Consider the following 15,193-nt stretch of genomic DNA (forward strand, 5'->3'; position numbering starts at 1 on the left):
CGGGCCGTCAACCGCCGCCCGGGCGGAGGGGATCGCACCGATGAAGATATTCCAGCCGATGCTGTTCGTCGGCCTGGGCGGCACGGGCGGCCTGGTAGGGGCCGAACTCGAACGCCGTCTGCGCGCCGAACTCTGCGGGCCCGACGGCACCGCCCTCACCGGCGACGGCCGCCGGCTCCCGCACCAACTGCCCGACTGCGTCCAGTTCGTGTACGCCGACTACAGCGAGGCCGAACTCGCCAAGCTGCCCCACCTCAGCGCCGACCCGGCACTGCGGCAGGCGTACTCCCGCACCGCGCGCGCCACCCACGACCTGCTGCCCGCCGAGTTCGACAGCTCGCCCGAGGTCACCCAGATGCTGCGGGCCGTGCTCCGCACGGAGGTGGCCGGCTGGCTGCCCCCGGTGGACGACGAACCGAAGGTCACCCCGCTGCGCAGCGGCGCCGGACAGCTGCCCACCGTCGGCCGCGCCGCCCTGTTCGCCACCCTGCGCGACGGCCCGGCCCCGGTGCTTGACCCGCTGCGCCGGGCCATCGACGCGATCGGCCTGTCCGGCGGCGAACTCAGCGAACTGGGCGGCGGACCGCTCAACGGCTGTGACGTCTTCGTGGCGTTCTCGGTGGCGGGCGGCACCGGCGCCGGGATCTTCCTGGACTACCTGTACCTGATCGGGCAGGTCTTCAAGGAGAAGCGGCTGTCCGCCCGCGTCTACCCGCTGGTCGTCATGCCGAAGGCCTTCCCGCCGGGCAAGGGCGGCGGACGCCGGGCCGAACTCAACGCCGCCCGGGCCGTGGTGGACCTGTCCCGGCTGGTGGACGAGCAGAACGTGCCGGACCCCAAGGCCAACCTGGGGGACACCGGCCGGCCCGACCCGACCGCCATGCGCTACCCGCAGATGCACCCGGTCCGGCTGCGCGCCGGCACCGTCCCGACGGCCTTCCTGTTCAGCCCCACCGCGGGCATCCGCCCCGACGACCTGCGCCGCTCCATGGTCTCCCTGGTGATGTCGCTGATCGGCACCGACCTCGGCGACACCGCCAGAGGCACCGACCACGACGACCAGACGTTCTCCTCCAACTTCATCAACGCCGAGGTCGACCGCCGCACCCGCTCCGCCACCGGCATCGGACACCGGGGCATCTCCACCAGCCTGGTCGCCGCCATGACCTCCCCGCTCGACGAGCTCGCCGAACTGGTCGCGGCCCGGATGCTCGCCCTGGCCGTCCGACGGCTCACCGACGCGAGCGCCCACACCGCCCTGGACGTCCGCTCCCTGGTGCACGAGATGTTCACCGCCGCCGGCATCGCGCCCCTCTGGCGGCGCGAGGCGCTGCCCGTGCCCGACCCGGACCCGGTGCCCAAGGGGACCTCGGAGATCCAGCAGGCGCTGCGCGACCGGCTGGAGGAGATGCAGCGCCTGCTCGGCGACCTCGAAACCCGCCTCAAGAGGCAGGCGCCCGCGCTGGCCGACGCGTTCGTGCCGCGGGTGGCCGCCGAGCAACTGCTGCGCAAGGTCGACCTGTTGAGCCTGGAGGCGGTCGTCAAAGGGGTGCCCGGACAGCCCGGCGCCGCCGGACTCGGCTTCCTCGGCATGCTGGAGAACCGCCGTCAGGAACCGTCCCGCCCGGCCGGCGTCGACGTACAGCCCCCGTCCGTGCCCCGCATCCGCCGCCGGGCCGGCGGACTGTCCCGGGCCCGCTGGGGCGACGAGGAGGTCCGCGCCGCCCTCGACGAGCAGGACCGCTGGTACGCGTGGCGGGCCAAGGACATCTGGCACCGCGCCTGGGACGAGCAGGAACCCCGCTGGCGCCGCTCCGCGGAAGACCTCCGGCACGACATCGGCCAGCTCGCCGACGCCTTCGACAAACACCTGGAGGAGGAACCCCGGGCCTGGGCCGCCGGGCTGAAGGAGCTCTACGACGACCGGGCCGGCGTCTCCTACCTGCTGCCCCCGCAGAACAGCCTGCGCGACTTCTACGAGGACCTCATCGACCGGCTCGTGGAGAGCGCCCAGCTCGGCCGCGGCGGCGACGAGGCCGACCTGCTGACGCATCTGGTCTCGGCCGACCGCTGGGAGGCGGCCTTCACCGCGGGGCGGCGCAACCCGGCCGCCGCCGTCTCGGAGGTCAAGACCGTCCTGCAGAAGCGGGTCGAGCAGCTCTTCGCCGAGCCCGGCACCCAGCAGCGGGCCCAGCCGCTGCTGCCCAGCATGGGCACGCTCCTGTCCGCGGCCGTCGGCGACGGCCAGGCCGCGCGCAACGTCAGCAAGCCTGCGCTGGAGCAGTTCACCTACAAGCTGGCCGGACTCCTCCCGGCCGGCTTCACCCCCGAGGGCAACGGCCCTCTGAAGGTCCTCATCACCTACCCCAGCACCCACGGCCGTCGCACCGTCCTGGAGGACTACCTGGAGAAGGCCCTCCACCTGCCCAAGGGCCGCCGCAGCATCGTCTTCCGGCCCGTCGACACCGACTCCATCACGGTCGTGCTGTTCCGCAGCGAGATGAGCCTGACCGAGGTGCCCGGCGCCCGCGAGGTCATGCGGCAGTGGGCCCGCGCCCAGGAGGACCGCCGTGACGACGACGTCCTGCGCTGGCGGCAGCGGCTCGGCCACCAGGACGACTGGCTGGCCTGCACCCCCGACGACCGCAGGCACATCCTCCAGCGCCTGCTGTGCGTCATCTGGAACGGGCGGGTCGACGTCCAGGGCGACCCCGCGTCCCCGCAGCGCGTGACGCTGCGCCTGCACGACGAGATGGGCCCCGAGGCCCCCGGCCTCACCCTCCGGCTGGACGACCACCGCGACGGCGTCTCCAGCTGGGCGAGCCTGCTGCGCGCCTACGAGCGCTGGGCGCTGCTGGAGGAGGACGCCATCGTCGAGGACTACTGCCGGGTCCTGATGAACACCCTCCCCAACGGCCTCGGCACCTCCGGCAGCCGCCCCTCGCCGCTCTACCTCAAGCTCGTCCACGAGGTGGCGCCGCGCCAACTCGACCTGCTGGCCGAGCGGGAGCGGATGTACGGCGGCCGGATCGCCGAATGGCTGCGCCCGCTGCGGGAGTTCTGGTCCGTGTCGCTGCCCGGCGCCCTCGACCTGGCGTTCCCCAACGAGGCCCACGCCGTCCAGTCGACGCTGCGCGCCCTGGAGGAGTGGACCCGCATGGGCCGCCTCACCGGCGGCGCCACCCCCGTCCGCGACCACCCCGGCGAGACCCCGCCCGACCCCGCCCCCCAGCCCGGCCCCGGCCCGGCGCCCACGCCCCCGGACCCCTGGCACCGCCCGGCCCCCGCCGACGCGGCGACCGGCGCACCCCACTGGCCCGGCCCGGCGACCGGCAACCCGCCGAGCGGCCCGCCGGACCACGCGCCCCAGCCAGGCCCGGCGCCCACGCCCCCGGACCCCTGGCACCGTCCTGCCCCCGCCGACGCGGCGACCGGCGCACCCCACTGGCCGGGCCCGGCGACCGGCAACCCGTCGGCCGGCCCGGAGAGCGGCTCGCCCTGGTGGCCCTCCGCCTCGGCCGACGACCCCGGCCGGCCCGCCCCCGGGGCCGACGGACCCGGCGGGTCACCGGCCGGCCCCTCCCACCGGCCCGGTGCGACCGCCGACGGTCCGACGTACCAGCGCCCGGGCGCCGCGCCCGACGGCTCGCCGCCCCCCTGGCCCGGCGCCCCCCTCGGGCCGACACAGGTGCCCACCGCGGGCCGTACCGTCCCCGCCGCCGAGCAGCCCGTGGGCTACCCGCCCTACCCGGACCGGCCCCCCACGGAAGCGCCCTGGCCCGGCGCCGACACCTCGGTGCCCTGGGGGATCGCCGACAGCGACGGCCAGGACGAATGGAACGAGGCGGGCGAGCACGATCCCTGGAAGGGAGACCCGCGGTGAACGACGTGACGCCGGACGACGGCGTGCTCGTCCTCGATCTGAGGCCGCCGCCGGGCCACCCCGCCGACCCCGCCGCGACCCAGCGGACCGTGCAGGAACAGCTCGGCCGCGCCCGTCTCGGCGGCTACGGACCGCTGCGGCTGCTGATCCTGGACACCGCCGTCGGCCTCACCGCCCACACGGCGGCCTACGAACGCGTGATGGGCTACCCCGCCCAGTCCGCACCGCAGGTGCTGTGCGTCGCGGTCGGCGATGTGCCCCCCGCCGAACCACCGCCCGGCGAGCCGGCGGGCGGGCTGACCGGCGGGCTGACCGGCGCGCCCCGGGCCGGCCGCCGGCTGCGCCTGCCCACCGTGCTGCGCACGGCCGGGGCCGCGGTGCTCTGGGTCTCCGACCCGCAGTGCGGAGCACAGGACCCCGACCCGCAGCCCGACCCGCACCCGAACCTCCACCCCGGCCCGCACCCGGACCGGCCGGCGGACCGGGTCACCGCCGGGCGCCGCTCCGCCGTCGGCGAGGCCGCCGTCGCCCTGCTGGTCGAACTGCTGCGGCCGCCCGAGCTGTTCGACGAGGTGCTGGAGAAGGCCCTGCGCTGCCCGTCCGCCACCGTCGCGCTCTCCGCCCACGTCCTCGCCTACGACCTGCCCGCCGAGGCCCGCGACCGGGCCTGGCGCGCGGCACTCGCCCGGTTCGCCGGCGACCCCGCCGCACAGCTCACCGCCGACGCCGCCGCCCCCGTACCCGAGGACCTGCCCAGAGCCCTCGCCGAACTGCTGCCGGGCGGCCTGGTCCGCTCCCCGGAGCGCCTGCTGCGCCCCGGCGGGCCGGTCGCCGCGGAACGCGACGCCTGCGCCCGGGCCCTGGAGGCCGCCGACACGGCCTGGTCCGACCTCGCCCGGCCGCTCGCCCTGCTGACCGGCAAGGACGCCGCGCAGGCCCTGCCCCTGTCCGTCGAGGACGCCTCCCGCGGCCTGCGGCGCTACCGCGAGGTCGTCGCCCGCGTCCTGCGCGAGAGCGGGGCGCCCGGCGTCCCGCCCGCCGAGTCCGCCGCCCTACTGGACCGGCTGGGGGTCACCCCGCCCACCGCGCCCCGCTCCACCGGACGGCCCGACCGGGCCACCGAGGAGGAACTCGGCGCCTTCACCCTCGGCCTGCTCTCCCGGGGCCTGGCCCTGCACACGGTGGCCGGCCGGCTCACCTCACTGTCCGAACAGGTCGCCACGGTCCCGGCCGCCGGACTGGCCACCCGCCTCGACCAGCGCTGCCCGACGGACCTGCCCGGCCGGGTCGGCGTCTCCCACCCCTTCGGCTTCGCCTCCGCCGGGCTCGGCCGGCTCGCCGGCCTCGGCGCGCTCATCGCCCTGGCCGGCCTCGGCCGGTGGCCGGGCACCGTACTGGCCGTGGTGCCGATCCTGGTGCTGCTGGTCGGCGGGGCCCTCGCCGCCGGCCGCCGGCCCAACCCGGCCGTGCGCGGGCCGATCCGCCAGGCCGCGGGCCCCCGCACGGTCGCCGTCGTCCTCGGCGCCACCGGCGCGTTCCTGCTCGGGCACCTGTTGAACCCGCCCCCGTGGATCGGGGTGATCGGCGCGGCGGTGGCCGCCTCCGCCTGTCTGCTGATGGTCTGCTCCGACTGGGTGCGGGCCGTGGACGAATGGTGCGAGGGCACCGGCCTCGCCGTGCTGCGCCAGGCACTCGACGGCATCGACTCCGTCCTGGCGGAGGCGATGCGCCAGCAGTGGTGGGCCGCCGACGAGCGCACCCGGTGCGCCGACTCCGCCCGCGCTCTGGCGGTGGTGCTGCGCCGCAGCGCCACCGAAGCCCACGGCAGCCGGACCGCGCACGACCCCACCGTCCCCGGCCGGCCCGACCCCGACGCCTTCCTGCCCCGGGACGACCCCGCCCGCGCCGGCCGGACCGTCGACGGCTGGCCCGCCGACACCTGGTCGGACGAGGACTGGCCCGAGGACCCCTGGAGCGAGGCCCCCACCGGTGACGGCCCCTGGGACGAGGAGCCCTGGCGCAGGCCCCGCAACGGCGAGCAGCCACCCCCCACGCCGGCCCCGTTCCCGCCCGAGCCGCCGACGGTGCACCCCGCCGACGACCGGCCCGCGTCTGGCGACGCACCGCACTGGCTGGTGCACACCGCCGCCGACGGCGGCCCCGAACTCCTGCCCACGCTGGTCGCCGACCTCGCGGACGCCACCGTCGACGCGCTGCGCCGCTTCTGGGGCGCCACCGCCCCGGCCGCGACCGCGCACCGGGCCGCCGACACCCTCGCGGAGGCCGTCCGTGACGGATTCGGCACCGCCCGCCGCCACCTCGAACGCTGCGGGGTGATAGCGGTGCCTCCCTTCGCCCGCCACGACCGCCACCGCGGCGACGCCATGGCCCTGCTCGGCAGCGGCCTGCGGCCCTTGCAGGACGCGCTGACGCCCGAGGCCGCCGACCGGCTGCGGCCGCTGTGCTCTGCGGCCCAGCTGCCGCTGCTCAGCCGGGACCCGACGGCCATGCACGTCATCCGCTTCGCACCGCGGGCGGTACGCACCGCGCTGGGCACTGCCCCGGCGCCCGCGCCCGACGACGCCGTATGGATGTCGTCCGGTCGTTTCGTCGGCGCGATCAAACTCACCGCCCTGCGCCCGGGGGCGGTCGAGACGGTACGGATCCGCGTCCGGGCCGCGGACGACGACAAGGCCGACAGCGGCCTGTCGCACGGTGACAGTGGGGGAGCCACATGGTGAACGACCGACGCCCGGGACCGCACGGCGGCACCCCCGGAGAACGCCGGGAGCCCGGAGACCGCCGAGAGCCCGGAGAACGCCGAGAACCCGACGGCCCCTCGCGCGGCGACGGTGAGTTCGACGAACTGAGCATGATCTCCCCGCAGGGCGCCCTCCGCCGGGTCGAGGCCCGCTTCGGCCCCGACCTGCCGCGCATGGTCCGCCCGCCCGCCGTCGGCCGACGCGTGCAGTTCGGCGACGACTGGTCCGGTCTCCAGGTCCGGCTGCCCGAGGCCGAACTGGCCAACGAGACGGCCCAGAGCACCATCGAGGCCGAGACCGCCGCCGTCCTGACCGTGCACCGCGCCTACTCCGGGACCCGCTACAGCGGCCTCTTCCCGGTACCGATCGGCTACGACATCAACGCCACCGAGCCCTTCATCGTCTACGCGGCGCCCCGCGGACGCTCGGTGGCCGCCCTCGCCCAGGGCGTGTCCACCAGCCAGCAGCGCGTCATCGAACGCGATCTCGTCCTCGCCGTACGGCTCATGGAGGCCGTCGGACTGGTCCACCAGGGCCTCGTTCCGGCCGCCGTCCGCTGGGACGACCACGGCATCCAGCTCTGGGACTTCGGCTCCGTCACCCACCTGGGCCGCCCGCGCCGGCCCTTCGGCATCCCGCCCTACGCCTCCCCCGAACAACGGCACGGCGAGGGACTCACGGACGCCCGCGACGCCCTGTGGAGCGTGGGCCAGGTCATGCACCAGCTGGTCACCGGTCGCCCCGGACACCCCGACGGCCCGTCCTCCGACCTCCCGGCGCACCCTTCCCTCGCCCAGACCCTCGCCCCGGTCTTCGCGCCCCGCGCCGCCGACCGCCCTCAGCCGGGAGCCCTGCTGCAACTCCTCATGCCCGGCGCCGGATCCGACTTCCCCGCCGCAGCCCAGCCCGACCCCCTCGACCCCTACCGGCGCGACTTCGACGCCGCGATGCGCCGCAAACGCGCCTCCCTGCGCCGTATCCCGCCCCCGTCCACCGCCCCGCCGCCACCGACGACACCCCCCTGGCGGGCCGGCCCGCACCCCGCCGACACCCCGCCGGGCCGCCCGCCCGCCGACACCGGCGAGGAGAGCACCTGGCTCTACGGCGGCACCACCGCCCAGGACCCCGAGACCGCCGGCACCGAGAGGGGCCGCTACCGATGAGCCTCTTCACCGCGGCCGGCACCGGCCCCGACATGCTCTGCCCCTACTGCCTGGAGGTCGTCTCCTACGACGAACGCCACCTCTACGTCCGCGACGAGCGGCAGCAGTACCAGACCCTGGACCTCAGCGGCCAGACCAGCCCGCTGCGCCGCGCCGACACCCTGCGCTCGGCCTACCAGCGCTGCCGCAACACCGACGGCGTGACCCCGCACTACATCCCCGTCCCCTACCTCACCCACGGCAGCCCGCTCACCGTGGCCATGGTCGGCGACTCCGCGACCGGCAAGACCCACCTGCTCACCCAGATGATCGGCGAGATCACCGACGGCGGTCTGGAGCCGTACGGCATCACCTGGCAGTCCGTGAACCCGCAGGACCACCGCGAGTTCATGGAGGAGCAGGTCGACGTGCTGCGCTCCGGCCGGATGCTGGAGCACACCCGCTCGCTGGAGACCTCCGCCACCTTCGAGGAGGCCCTGCTGCTCACCGGCGCCGACGGCAGAACCCGCCCGCTCGCCTTCTTCGACCTCGCCGGCGAGGACCTGCGGCGCACCGACGCCCTGCTGCGCTTCATGCTCGGCGTGGACGCGCTGATCTTCGTCGTGGACCCCTTGCGCGCCCTGCCGCACGCCCAGCTCGACCCCCTGCGCGGCGCGTTCCACTACACCCGCGGCGGCGACCCGGCCTTCCAGACCGTCCTGGACCGGCTGCCGCGCAGCGGGACGTATCTCGGGGTCGCCGCGGCCGTCGTCATCAACAAGTGCGACCTACTGCGCTTCGAGCCGCCGGTCGACCGCTGGCTGTCGCAGCCGCCGATGCCGCAGGTCTCCGCCGCCCGGTTCCGCGCCGAGAGCTGCGACGCCTACGCCTTCCTGCGCCACTACGCGGGACCGGCGTGGGTACGCCCCTTCGACAGCGTGCTGCGCTGCACCCTGCACTTCGCCTCCGCGACCGGCAGCCAGTACCGCGACGACCATTTCGTGCACGGCGTACGGCCGCGCCGCGTCCTCGAACCGCTGGTCTCCGTGCTGTCCATGTGCGGAATGATCGGCGACACGGGCGCCGACGGCCCCGCCGAGGTGGGGATGTGAGCGACGCGAGCGGCGTGGTCGACCAGATGGTGTTCCGGTGGGCGGGCAGCCGGGGCGCCGCCCGGGGCGCCGGCATCACCGCGGTGGCCTACTCCTGCGACGAACGCACCGCACGCGACCTCGCCGAGCAACGCGGCTCGGTGCTGCGGGTGACGGGCGGCAAAGGGCGCACCAGCGTGGTGCGCCTGATCCACGGCGACCGGGCGGTTCTGCTGCGCAGGATGCCGGACACGGACGGCAGCAGCCGGGAGAGCAACGTGTGCCACGCCCTCATGGCCCCGGCCGGCACTCTCACCGCCCGCCGCTGCCTGGCCCTGGGCTCCGGTCCCTGGGCCGAGGAGGGCTGGCTGGACCACGCCCGGGGAGAGATCCCGGCCTTCGGACTCAAGACCATCCAGGACTGGGCGGACGAACGGCAGGGCCCCCTGAAGGAGGGCGTCCCCCTGGTCCGGGAGCCGCTGGTCCGGCTGGTCGCCGAGCTCCTGCGCGCCCCTGAGGGCAGGGTGTCGGCCCGCATCGGCGAACTGGAGTCGGCGGCGCTCGCCGCCCGCGGCGACGCCGGGGGACCGTTCCCGGACCCGGCGCTGTCGGCCCTGTGGGCCCTGTGCGACATCTTCGGCGAGTGGCTCGGCAACGACGGCTGGACCTACGCCACCTACGACACCTCGGACGCCCATCCGCACCGCGTGGTCTTCGTCCCCGACTGGCGCCGCTCCCATGTCCAGGACAACGACCTGCGCCGCATCAAGCTCACCGACCCCGGCCGCGACCGCGCGGCCGACCTCGCCCAGATGCTGGTCACCCACTACCGAAACTGGCTCGCCACGGCCGCCCAGGACGAGTACCCGCGCCCCCTCAAACGCGTTCCCGACGCCGCGTCTTTGCCGGAGGAGGACCGCTACGACGTCATCGAAGGCGCACTGACGGGACGACTGCGCCGCCCCCGCCTCCAGCCCCCCACCCCGCTCCGCCCCCGCACGTCGACCCCCCCGGTCCCGCCCGACCACCACCAGCGGACCCGCAACCACATCCCCGCCCCGCAGCCCGCCCCCGCCCCGCAGCCCGCCCCCGTGCAGCAACGGACGCGCCGGCCGGACGACCCCTGCCCGTCCGCCCGTCCGGCCATGAACCCCTGGGAGGACGAGCCGGACCCGTGGGCCGACCAGCGGCCCTGGATCGACCCGGAGGCCTGGCTCACGCTGGAACGGCGAACGGCGTCCACGGAGCCGCTCCCGCCCGTGCCCGCCCCGCCGACGAACGGGCCGCCCCCCTCGCCGCTCCCGCCCAGGCCCGACCGCCCGCCCGCCGTCGGCACACAGACCGCCGCCGACCCGTACCGCCAGGAAGCCCCGCGGCGGTCGGTACGGGAGCACGAGGCCGTCCTGAGGGAGGCGCACGACACCCCCTTCCTGCACGAGCTCCCCACCCCGAGGATCAGGAAGCGCCCCAAGGCGAGACAGCCGATGGAGCAGCGGGTCCGCGACGAGCTGGTCCGGCAGCTGTGCGATCCGCACGGCCCCCACGCCCACGACCTGCGCCTGACCCTGCGCCACAGGCTCCTCACCGAGGCGTCGGTGGCCGACCTCGTCGACATCCTGGGCCGGCCGCTGAACTGCCAGGCGCAGAACCTCGTCCTCGGCACGCTCGGGGAGCGCGAGTACACGGACGCGGAACTGGGCGAGCTGTGCCGGGCGCTGCTGTACGAGCGGCTGCTGCTGCGTTCCCGGCCGACGGACGCCGACCCCGACGTCGAGGTCCATCTGGAGGCCCGGGCCCTGCACGTGGCCGCCTGGCTGCTGCACTGGCTGGTCGCGCCCCGGGCCCTGCGGTATCTGACGTCGGTGGAGAACTTCCTCGCTCACCTGGCGGCGTCGGACGAGTTCGTGCACCGCCAGCTCGTGGAGGAGATCCTCACCCGTGAGTGGCCTCGCGGAGTGCCCGACCTGCCCGCCTCCGCCCTGCGCGTCGCCGCACGTCACCTGTACGAGCGGCACGACCTGTGGGTTCTCGGCCCCGAGCGGCTCGTCTGACCTGCCTGAGAGGCGTGACACGCCAGAGAGGGCGGCCCCGGCCGACTGGCCGGAACCGCCCTCTCTGGTTCTGTGTCCGAGGGGGGACTTGAACCCCCACGCCCGATAAAGGGCACTAGCACCTCAAGCTAGCGCGTCTGCCATTCCGCCACCCGGACAAGGTGTCTGTCGTGCGGGGTTTCCCTCGCGGCGACGACGTAAACATTACCAGGCTTTCCGGGGTGCCCCGATCACGGCCGGCCCTCCGCCTCCCGCGGAGCGTCCGGCGTGAACGGCGTGTGACGGGCCGGGCCCGGTCTTGGGCGGGGGCGCGGGGGAGGGGGAGGATGAGGGGGACCAGCAGCAGTGACAGCGGGAGGAAGCAGCGTGAACGCGACGGACGACACGGCCAGGAGCGTCACCGGCGAGGACGAGGTCGTGGACCTCTGCCGCGAGCTGATCCGGATCGACACCAGCAACTACGGCGACCACTCGGGTCCCGGCGAGCGCAAGGCGGCCGAGTGGGTCGCCGAGAAGCTCGCCGAGGTGGGCCTCGAACCGAAGATCTTCGAGTCGCACCCGGGCCGGGCCTCCACCGTGGCCCGCATCGAGGGCGAGGACCCGTCCCGGCCCGCGCTGCTCATCCACGGCCACCTCGACGTCGTCCCGGCCAACGCGGTCGACTGGACCCACCACCCGTTCTCCGGCGAGGTCGCCGACGGGTGCGTGTGGGGCCGGGGCGCGGTCGACATGAAGGACATGGACGCGATGACGCTGGCGGTCGTCCGCGACCGGCTGCGCTCCGGCCGCAGGCCGCCCCGTGACATCGTTCTCGCCTTCCTCGCCGACGAGGAGGCCGGCGGACTGTACGGCGCCCGCCACCTCGTCGACCATCACCCCGACCTCTTCGAGGGCGTCACCGAGGCGATCAGCGAGGTCGGCGGGTTCTCGTTCACCGTGAGCGAGGAGCGCCGGCTCTATCTGATCCAGACGGCCGAGAAGGGCATGCACTGGATGAAGCTCACCGTCGCCGGGACCGCCGGACACGGCTCGATGATCCACCGGGACAACGCGATCACCGAGCTGTCCGAGGCGGTCGCCCGGCTCGGCAGGCACACCTTCCCGGTGCGGGTCACCAAGACGACCCGGGCCTTCCTCGACGAGCTCGGCGACGCCCTCGGGACCGAGCTGGACCCCGAGGACATGCAGTCGACGCTCGCCCGGCTGGGCGGCATCGCCAAGCTGATCGGCGCGACCCTCAGCAACACGGCCAACCCGACCCAGCTCGGCGCCGGCTACAAGGTCAACGTCATCCCGGGCGAGGCCACCGCGCATGTCGACGGGCGGTTCCTGCCCGGGCACGAGGAGGAGTTCCTCGCCGACCTCGACCGGCTCCTCGGCCCGAAGGTGCGCCGCGAGGACGTGCACTCGGACAAGGCCCTGGAGACCTCCTTCGACGGGCCGCTCGTCGAGGCCATGCAGTCCGCGCTGATCGCCGAGGACCCGACCGCGAAGGCCATCCCCTACATGCTCTCCGGCGGGACCGACGCCAAGTCCTTCGACGACCTCGGCATCCGCGGCTTCGGCTTCGCCCCCCTCAAGCTCCCACCGGAGCTCGACTTCGCCGGGATGTTCCACGGCGTCGACGAGCGGGTGCCGGTGGACGGGCTGCAGTTCGGGGTGCGTGTGCTCGACCGCTTCATCGACGCGTCCTGAATCGTCCCGGTGAAACTAGATTTCACCAGCCGGGATAAATCGGCCGCTTGTACGGACGTGACCGGGAAGAGTGAATGCGACGATAAGCTCGTAGCCTCATTAATTCCCCCTCGTTACAGGTGATGCGATCCGATGCTTGGGATCGCTTTGCCAACTAGGAGGAATAATGATCAAGAAGGTCGTCGCTGCTGCGGCTGCCACTGGTGGTCTGGTTCTCGCGGGTGCGGGCCTGGCCGTCGCCGATGCCGGTGCGCAGGGTGCCGCGGTGCATTCCCCGGGTGTCGTGTCCGGCAACGTGGTCCAGGTGCCCGTGCACATCCCGGTGAACGTCTGCGGCAACACGATCTCGGTGATCGGGCTGCTGAACCCCGCCTTCGGCAACGTCTGCATCAACAAGTGACGTCGACCCGCTGAGGGGTCGTCTGTCGCCGTCGGTCCCGGAGCGCGCGCCATGCGCTCCGGGACCGACCGGTCGTTTTCCGAAGGAAAAGCCGAAGAATTTCGAAGTGCCCGAATAATTCGAACAGCTGGAATGATGCGAGGAATTCGGGACGAGCATGAGATCGAAAGCAGGGATTCAGCAATGCGACAGGTCACCCGCAAAAGCCTCATGACCATGGCGGCGGCGACGGGGGTGATCGCCGCCGCCGGCGGCTACGCCCACGCCGACTCCGCCGCGAACGGCGTCGCTACGGACTCGCCCGGCGTCCTGTCGGGCAACTCGGTGCAGGCGCCGATCAACGTCCCCGTGAACGTCTGCGGCAACACCGTCGACGTCGTCGGGGCACTCAACCCGTCCTTCGGCAACTCCTGCGCCAACAAGAGCGGCGGTGCGTCGTCGGGCGGCGGGTACGGCGACCACCGGGGAGGCGGCGGGTACGGCGACGACCAGGGAGCCGGCGGGTACGGCGACGACGAGGGAGCCGGCGGCAGCCAGGCCGGTAACCACGGCGGAAACCACAACGGTGGAGGCCATGACGGCTCCGGCGCCCAGGGCGGCTCCGGAGGCGCGCATGCGGGCGGGTACACCGGCGGATCGGCCGGTGTCGGCTCCGGCAACCACGTCCAGGCGCCGATCGACGTGCCGGTGAACGTGTGCGGCAACAGCGTCGACGTCGTCGGGCTCCTCAACCCGTCGATGGGCAACGACTGTGCCAACGGCGGCGGTTCTGGCGTCCACACGCCTCCGTCCCGTGGCCACGAGACGCCGGGCAAGCCCGGTGACCAGGGACCCGGCAAGCCGGGCGAGCACGGCCAGTCCACCCCGTCCGGACCCGGGGCCGTGCCGTCCGCCTCGAACCACGTGACGCCGGCCGGCGCCGCCTCGGCCCACCGGCCCGCCGCCCAGCCCGCCGCCGCGCAACTCGCGCACACCGGCAGCGACCTGCCGATGGGCCTCGTCCTGCCGGCCGGAGCGGGCGCACTGCTCGCAGGCGCGGTGCTCTACCGCAAGGCGCGTGCCACCGTGTGACCCTCCCGGGCGCAGTACACGACGGAGCGGGCCCCGCCTCGGCGGGGCCCGCTCCGTTTGCGTCGTCTCACCTCACCACGTGGCCCGTACCTGGCGGATGATGCGCCTGCGCAACCGCACCCTGCGGCTGCCGTCACGCAGCAGGCTCAGGCGGTCCAACTCCCAGTGTCCGTACTCGGCATGGTCGGTCAGCAGTCGTGTCGCCTCCTTGCGGGAGACCCCGCGCGGTACGTACACGTCGACAAATTCGTATTCCGGCATCGCATCTATTGTGCGGGCTGGGGCCCGGTACGGATAGCGTCTGCACTATGTCTGATGCTGCGCAGCCCACCGCTGCCGAGGTACGTGCCGCCGCCGAGGCGGTCAAGACCGCGCTCGACCGCCACCTGGCGGCGGTCGAGCGCAGGTCGGGTGAGGACGACCCGGCCGTCTACGAGGCGTTCAACGAGCTGGCCGCGGCCGCCGAGGTCTATGACGAACTGCTCTACGACCGCTATGACGAGGTCACGCCCTTCGAGATCCCCGGCACGGAGGACTCCCTGCCGCCGTACGAGGGCCCCGAGGAGCCGAACGCGCTGAGCGTGCTGATCCGCCGCGACTACGCCGTCGCGGAGCCACAGCGGCTGCTGGCGCAGGCCCAGCGGGTCGAGGCGGCGGACGACGAAGGAGTGGGCGCGGAGGTCGCGGGCACCGTGCACGGGGCGCTGGGCATCCTGTTCGGCGAGTTCGAACCGGACGAGATCGCCTCCCGCCACAAGGAATTCGGTCTGGAGGAGGGCGACTCCACCCTGTGGGTGTTGGCCGCCGAGGAACCGGCCGAGCCGGGCGAGTGGCTGGAGACACCGTTCGACCAGGCCGATCCCGGCCGGGTGGTCTGCCGCTTCGACGTGAGCGCGGTGTTCGACGAACTCGAGGACGGCGACGACGGCGAGGATCTCGTGGACATCGAGGACGAGGATCTGGAGCCACTGGACGCCGACCGCTAGCAGGCAGCGGGGAGCCGGCGGGTTCCGAGAGGTCGTGACGGCGGCGGCCGCGCGGGGGGAAGACCCTTCGCGGCCGCCGCCGTTCGTGCCAGGACTGTCCTGGGAAGGCGCT

The 15,193-nt window shown here is 74.2% G+C and carries 10 protein-coding genes and 1 tRNA gene; 9 read left to right on the forward strand and 2 right to left on the reverse strand.

What is annotated here, in order from left to right; genetic code table 11:
• Positions 1-40 precede the first annotated feature (40 nt).
• The 5 genes from ACZ5SK_RS15800 to ACZ5SK_RS15820 are packed head-to-tail and all read left to right on the forward strand — an operon-like array spanning position 41 to position 10,929.
• On the forward strand, positions 41-3,883 hold the full coding sequence (locus ACZ5SK_RS15800) for a tubulin-like doman-containing protein (RefSeq protein ID WP_361701743.1): 3,843 nt from the start codon (positions 41-43) through the stop codon (positions 3,881-3,883).
• Positions 3,880-6,624 carry a hypothetical protein gene (locus ACZ5SK_RS15805; protein ID WP_361701741.1) on the forward strand — a complete coding sequence of 915 codons (2,745 nt, stop codon included), beginning with the start codon at positions 3,880-3,882 and terminating at the stop codon, positions 6,622-6,624. Before ACZ5SK_RS15800 ends, ACZ5SK_RS15805 begins: the two co-directional genes overlap by 4 nt.
• Entirely contained in the window at positions 6,618-7,808 is a 1,191-nt protein-coding gene (locus ACZ5SK_RS15810; protein WP_361701739.1) for a protein kinase family protein, read from the forward strand. Before ACZ5SK_RS15805 ends, ACZ5SK_RS15810 begins: the two co-directional genes overlap by 7 nt.
• Positions 7,805-8,899, forward strand: coding sequence for a hypothetical protein (locus ACZ5SK_RS15815; RefSeq protein WP_334583387.1), 1,095 nt, complete (start codon positions 7,805-7,807; stop codon positions 8,897-8,899). The genes ACZ5SK_RS15810 and ACZ5SK_RS15815 overlap by 4 nt, the downstream gene beginning before the upstream one ends.
• The gene (locus tag ACZ5SK_RS15820) at positions 8,896-10,929 is read left to right on the forward strand and encodes a hypothetical protein (RefSeq protein WP_468156951.1); all 2,034 of its coding nucleotides are present in this window, start codon (positions 8,896-8,898) and stop codon (positions 10,927-10,929) included. Before ACZ5SK_RS15815 ends, ACZ5SK_RS15820 begins: the two co-directional genes overlap by 4 nt.
• 73 nt (positions 10,930-11,002) lie before the next feature.
• On the opposite strand, the gene ACZ5SK_RS15825 is transcribed toward ACZ5SK_RS15820, so the two are convergent.
• Positions 11,003-11,087 (reverse strand) — tRNA-Leu (locus tag ACZ5SK_RS15825).
• Between the two features lie 208 nt (positions 11,088-11,295).
• On the opposite strand from ACZ5SK_RS15825, the gene ACZ5SK_RS15830 reads away from it, so the two are divergent.
• The 3 genes from ACZ5SK_RS15830 (at position 11,296) to ACZ5SK_RS15840 (ending at position 14,095) form a co-directional block, all read left to right on the forward strand.
• A complete protein-coding gene (locus ACZ5SK_RS15830; protein ID WP_334583385.1) occupies positions 11,296-12,624 on the forward strand; it encodes a M20/M25/M40 family metallo-hydrolase in 1,329 nt (442 codons plus the stop codon).
• A 166-nt stretch (positions 12,625-12,790) separates the two neighbouring features.
• Entirely contained in the window at positions 12,791-13,024 is a 234-nt protein-coding gene (gene chpH, locus ACZ5SK_RS15835; RefSeq protein WP_079663328.1) for a chaplin ChpH, read from the forward strand.
• A gap of 183 nt (positions 13,025-13,207) precedes the next feature.
• Positions 13,208-14,095: a chaplin gene (locus ACZ5SK_RS15840; protein WP_468576147.1), complete on the forward strand. Its 888-nt coding sequence runs from the start codon at positions 13,208-13,210 to the stop codon at positions 14,093-14,095.
• A 72-nt stretch (positions 14,096-14,167) separates the two neighbouring features.
• Here ACZ5SK_RS15840 and ACZ5SK_RS15845 read toward each other — a convergent pair whose 3' ends face one another.
• Positions 14,168-14,356, reverse strand: coding sequence for a DUF5703 family protein (locus ACZ5SK_RS15845; protein ID WP_014671721.1), 189 nt, complete (start codon positions 14,354-14,356; stop codon positions 14,168-14,170).
• A 47-nt stretch (positions 14,357-14,403) separates the two neighbouring features.
• Between ACZ5SK_RS15845 and ACZ5SK_RS15850 the strand changes: the two genes are divergently transcribed.
• Positions 14,404-15,081 carry a hypothetical protein gene (locus ACZ5SK_RS15850; protein WP_334583382.1) on the forward strand — a complete coding sequence of 226 codons (678 nt, stop codon included), beginning with the start codon at positions 14,404-14,406 and terminating at the stop codon, positions 15,079-15,081.
• Positions 15,082-15,193 lie beyond the last annotated feature (112 nt).

The sequence above is a fragment of the Streptomyces sp. NPDC031474 genome (assembly GCF_055581185.1).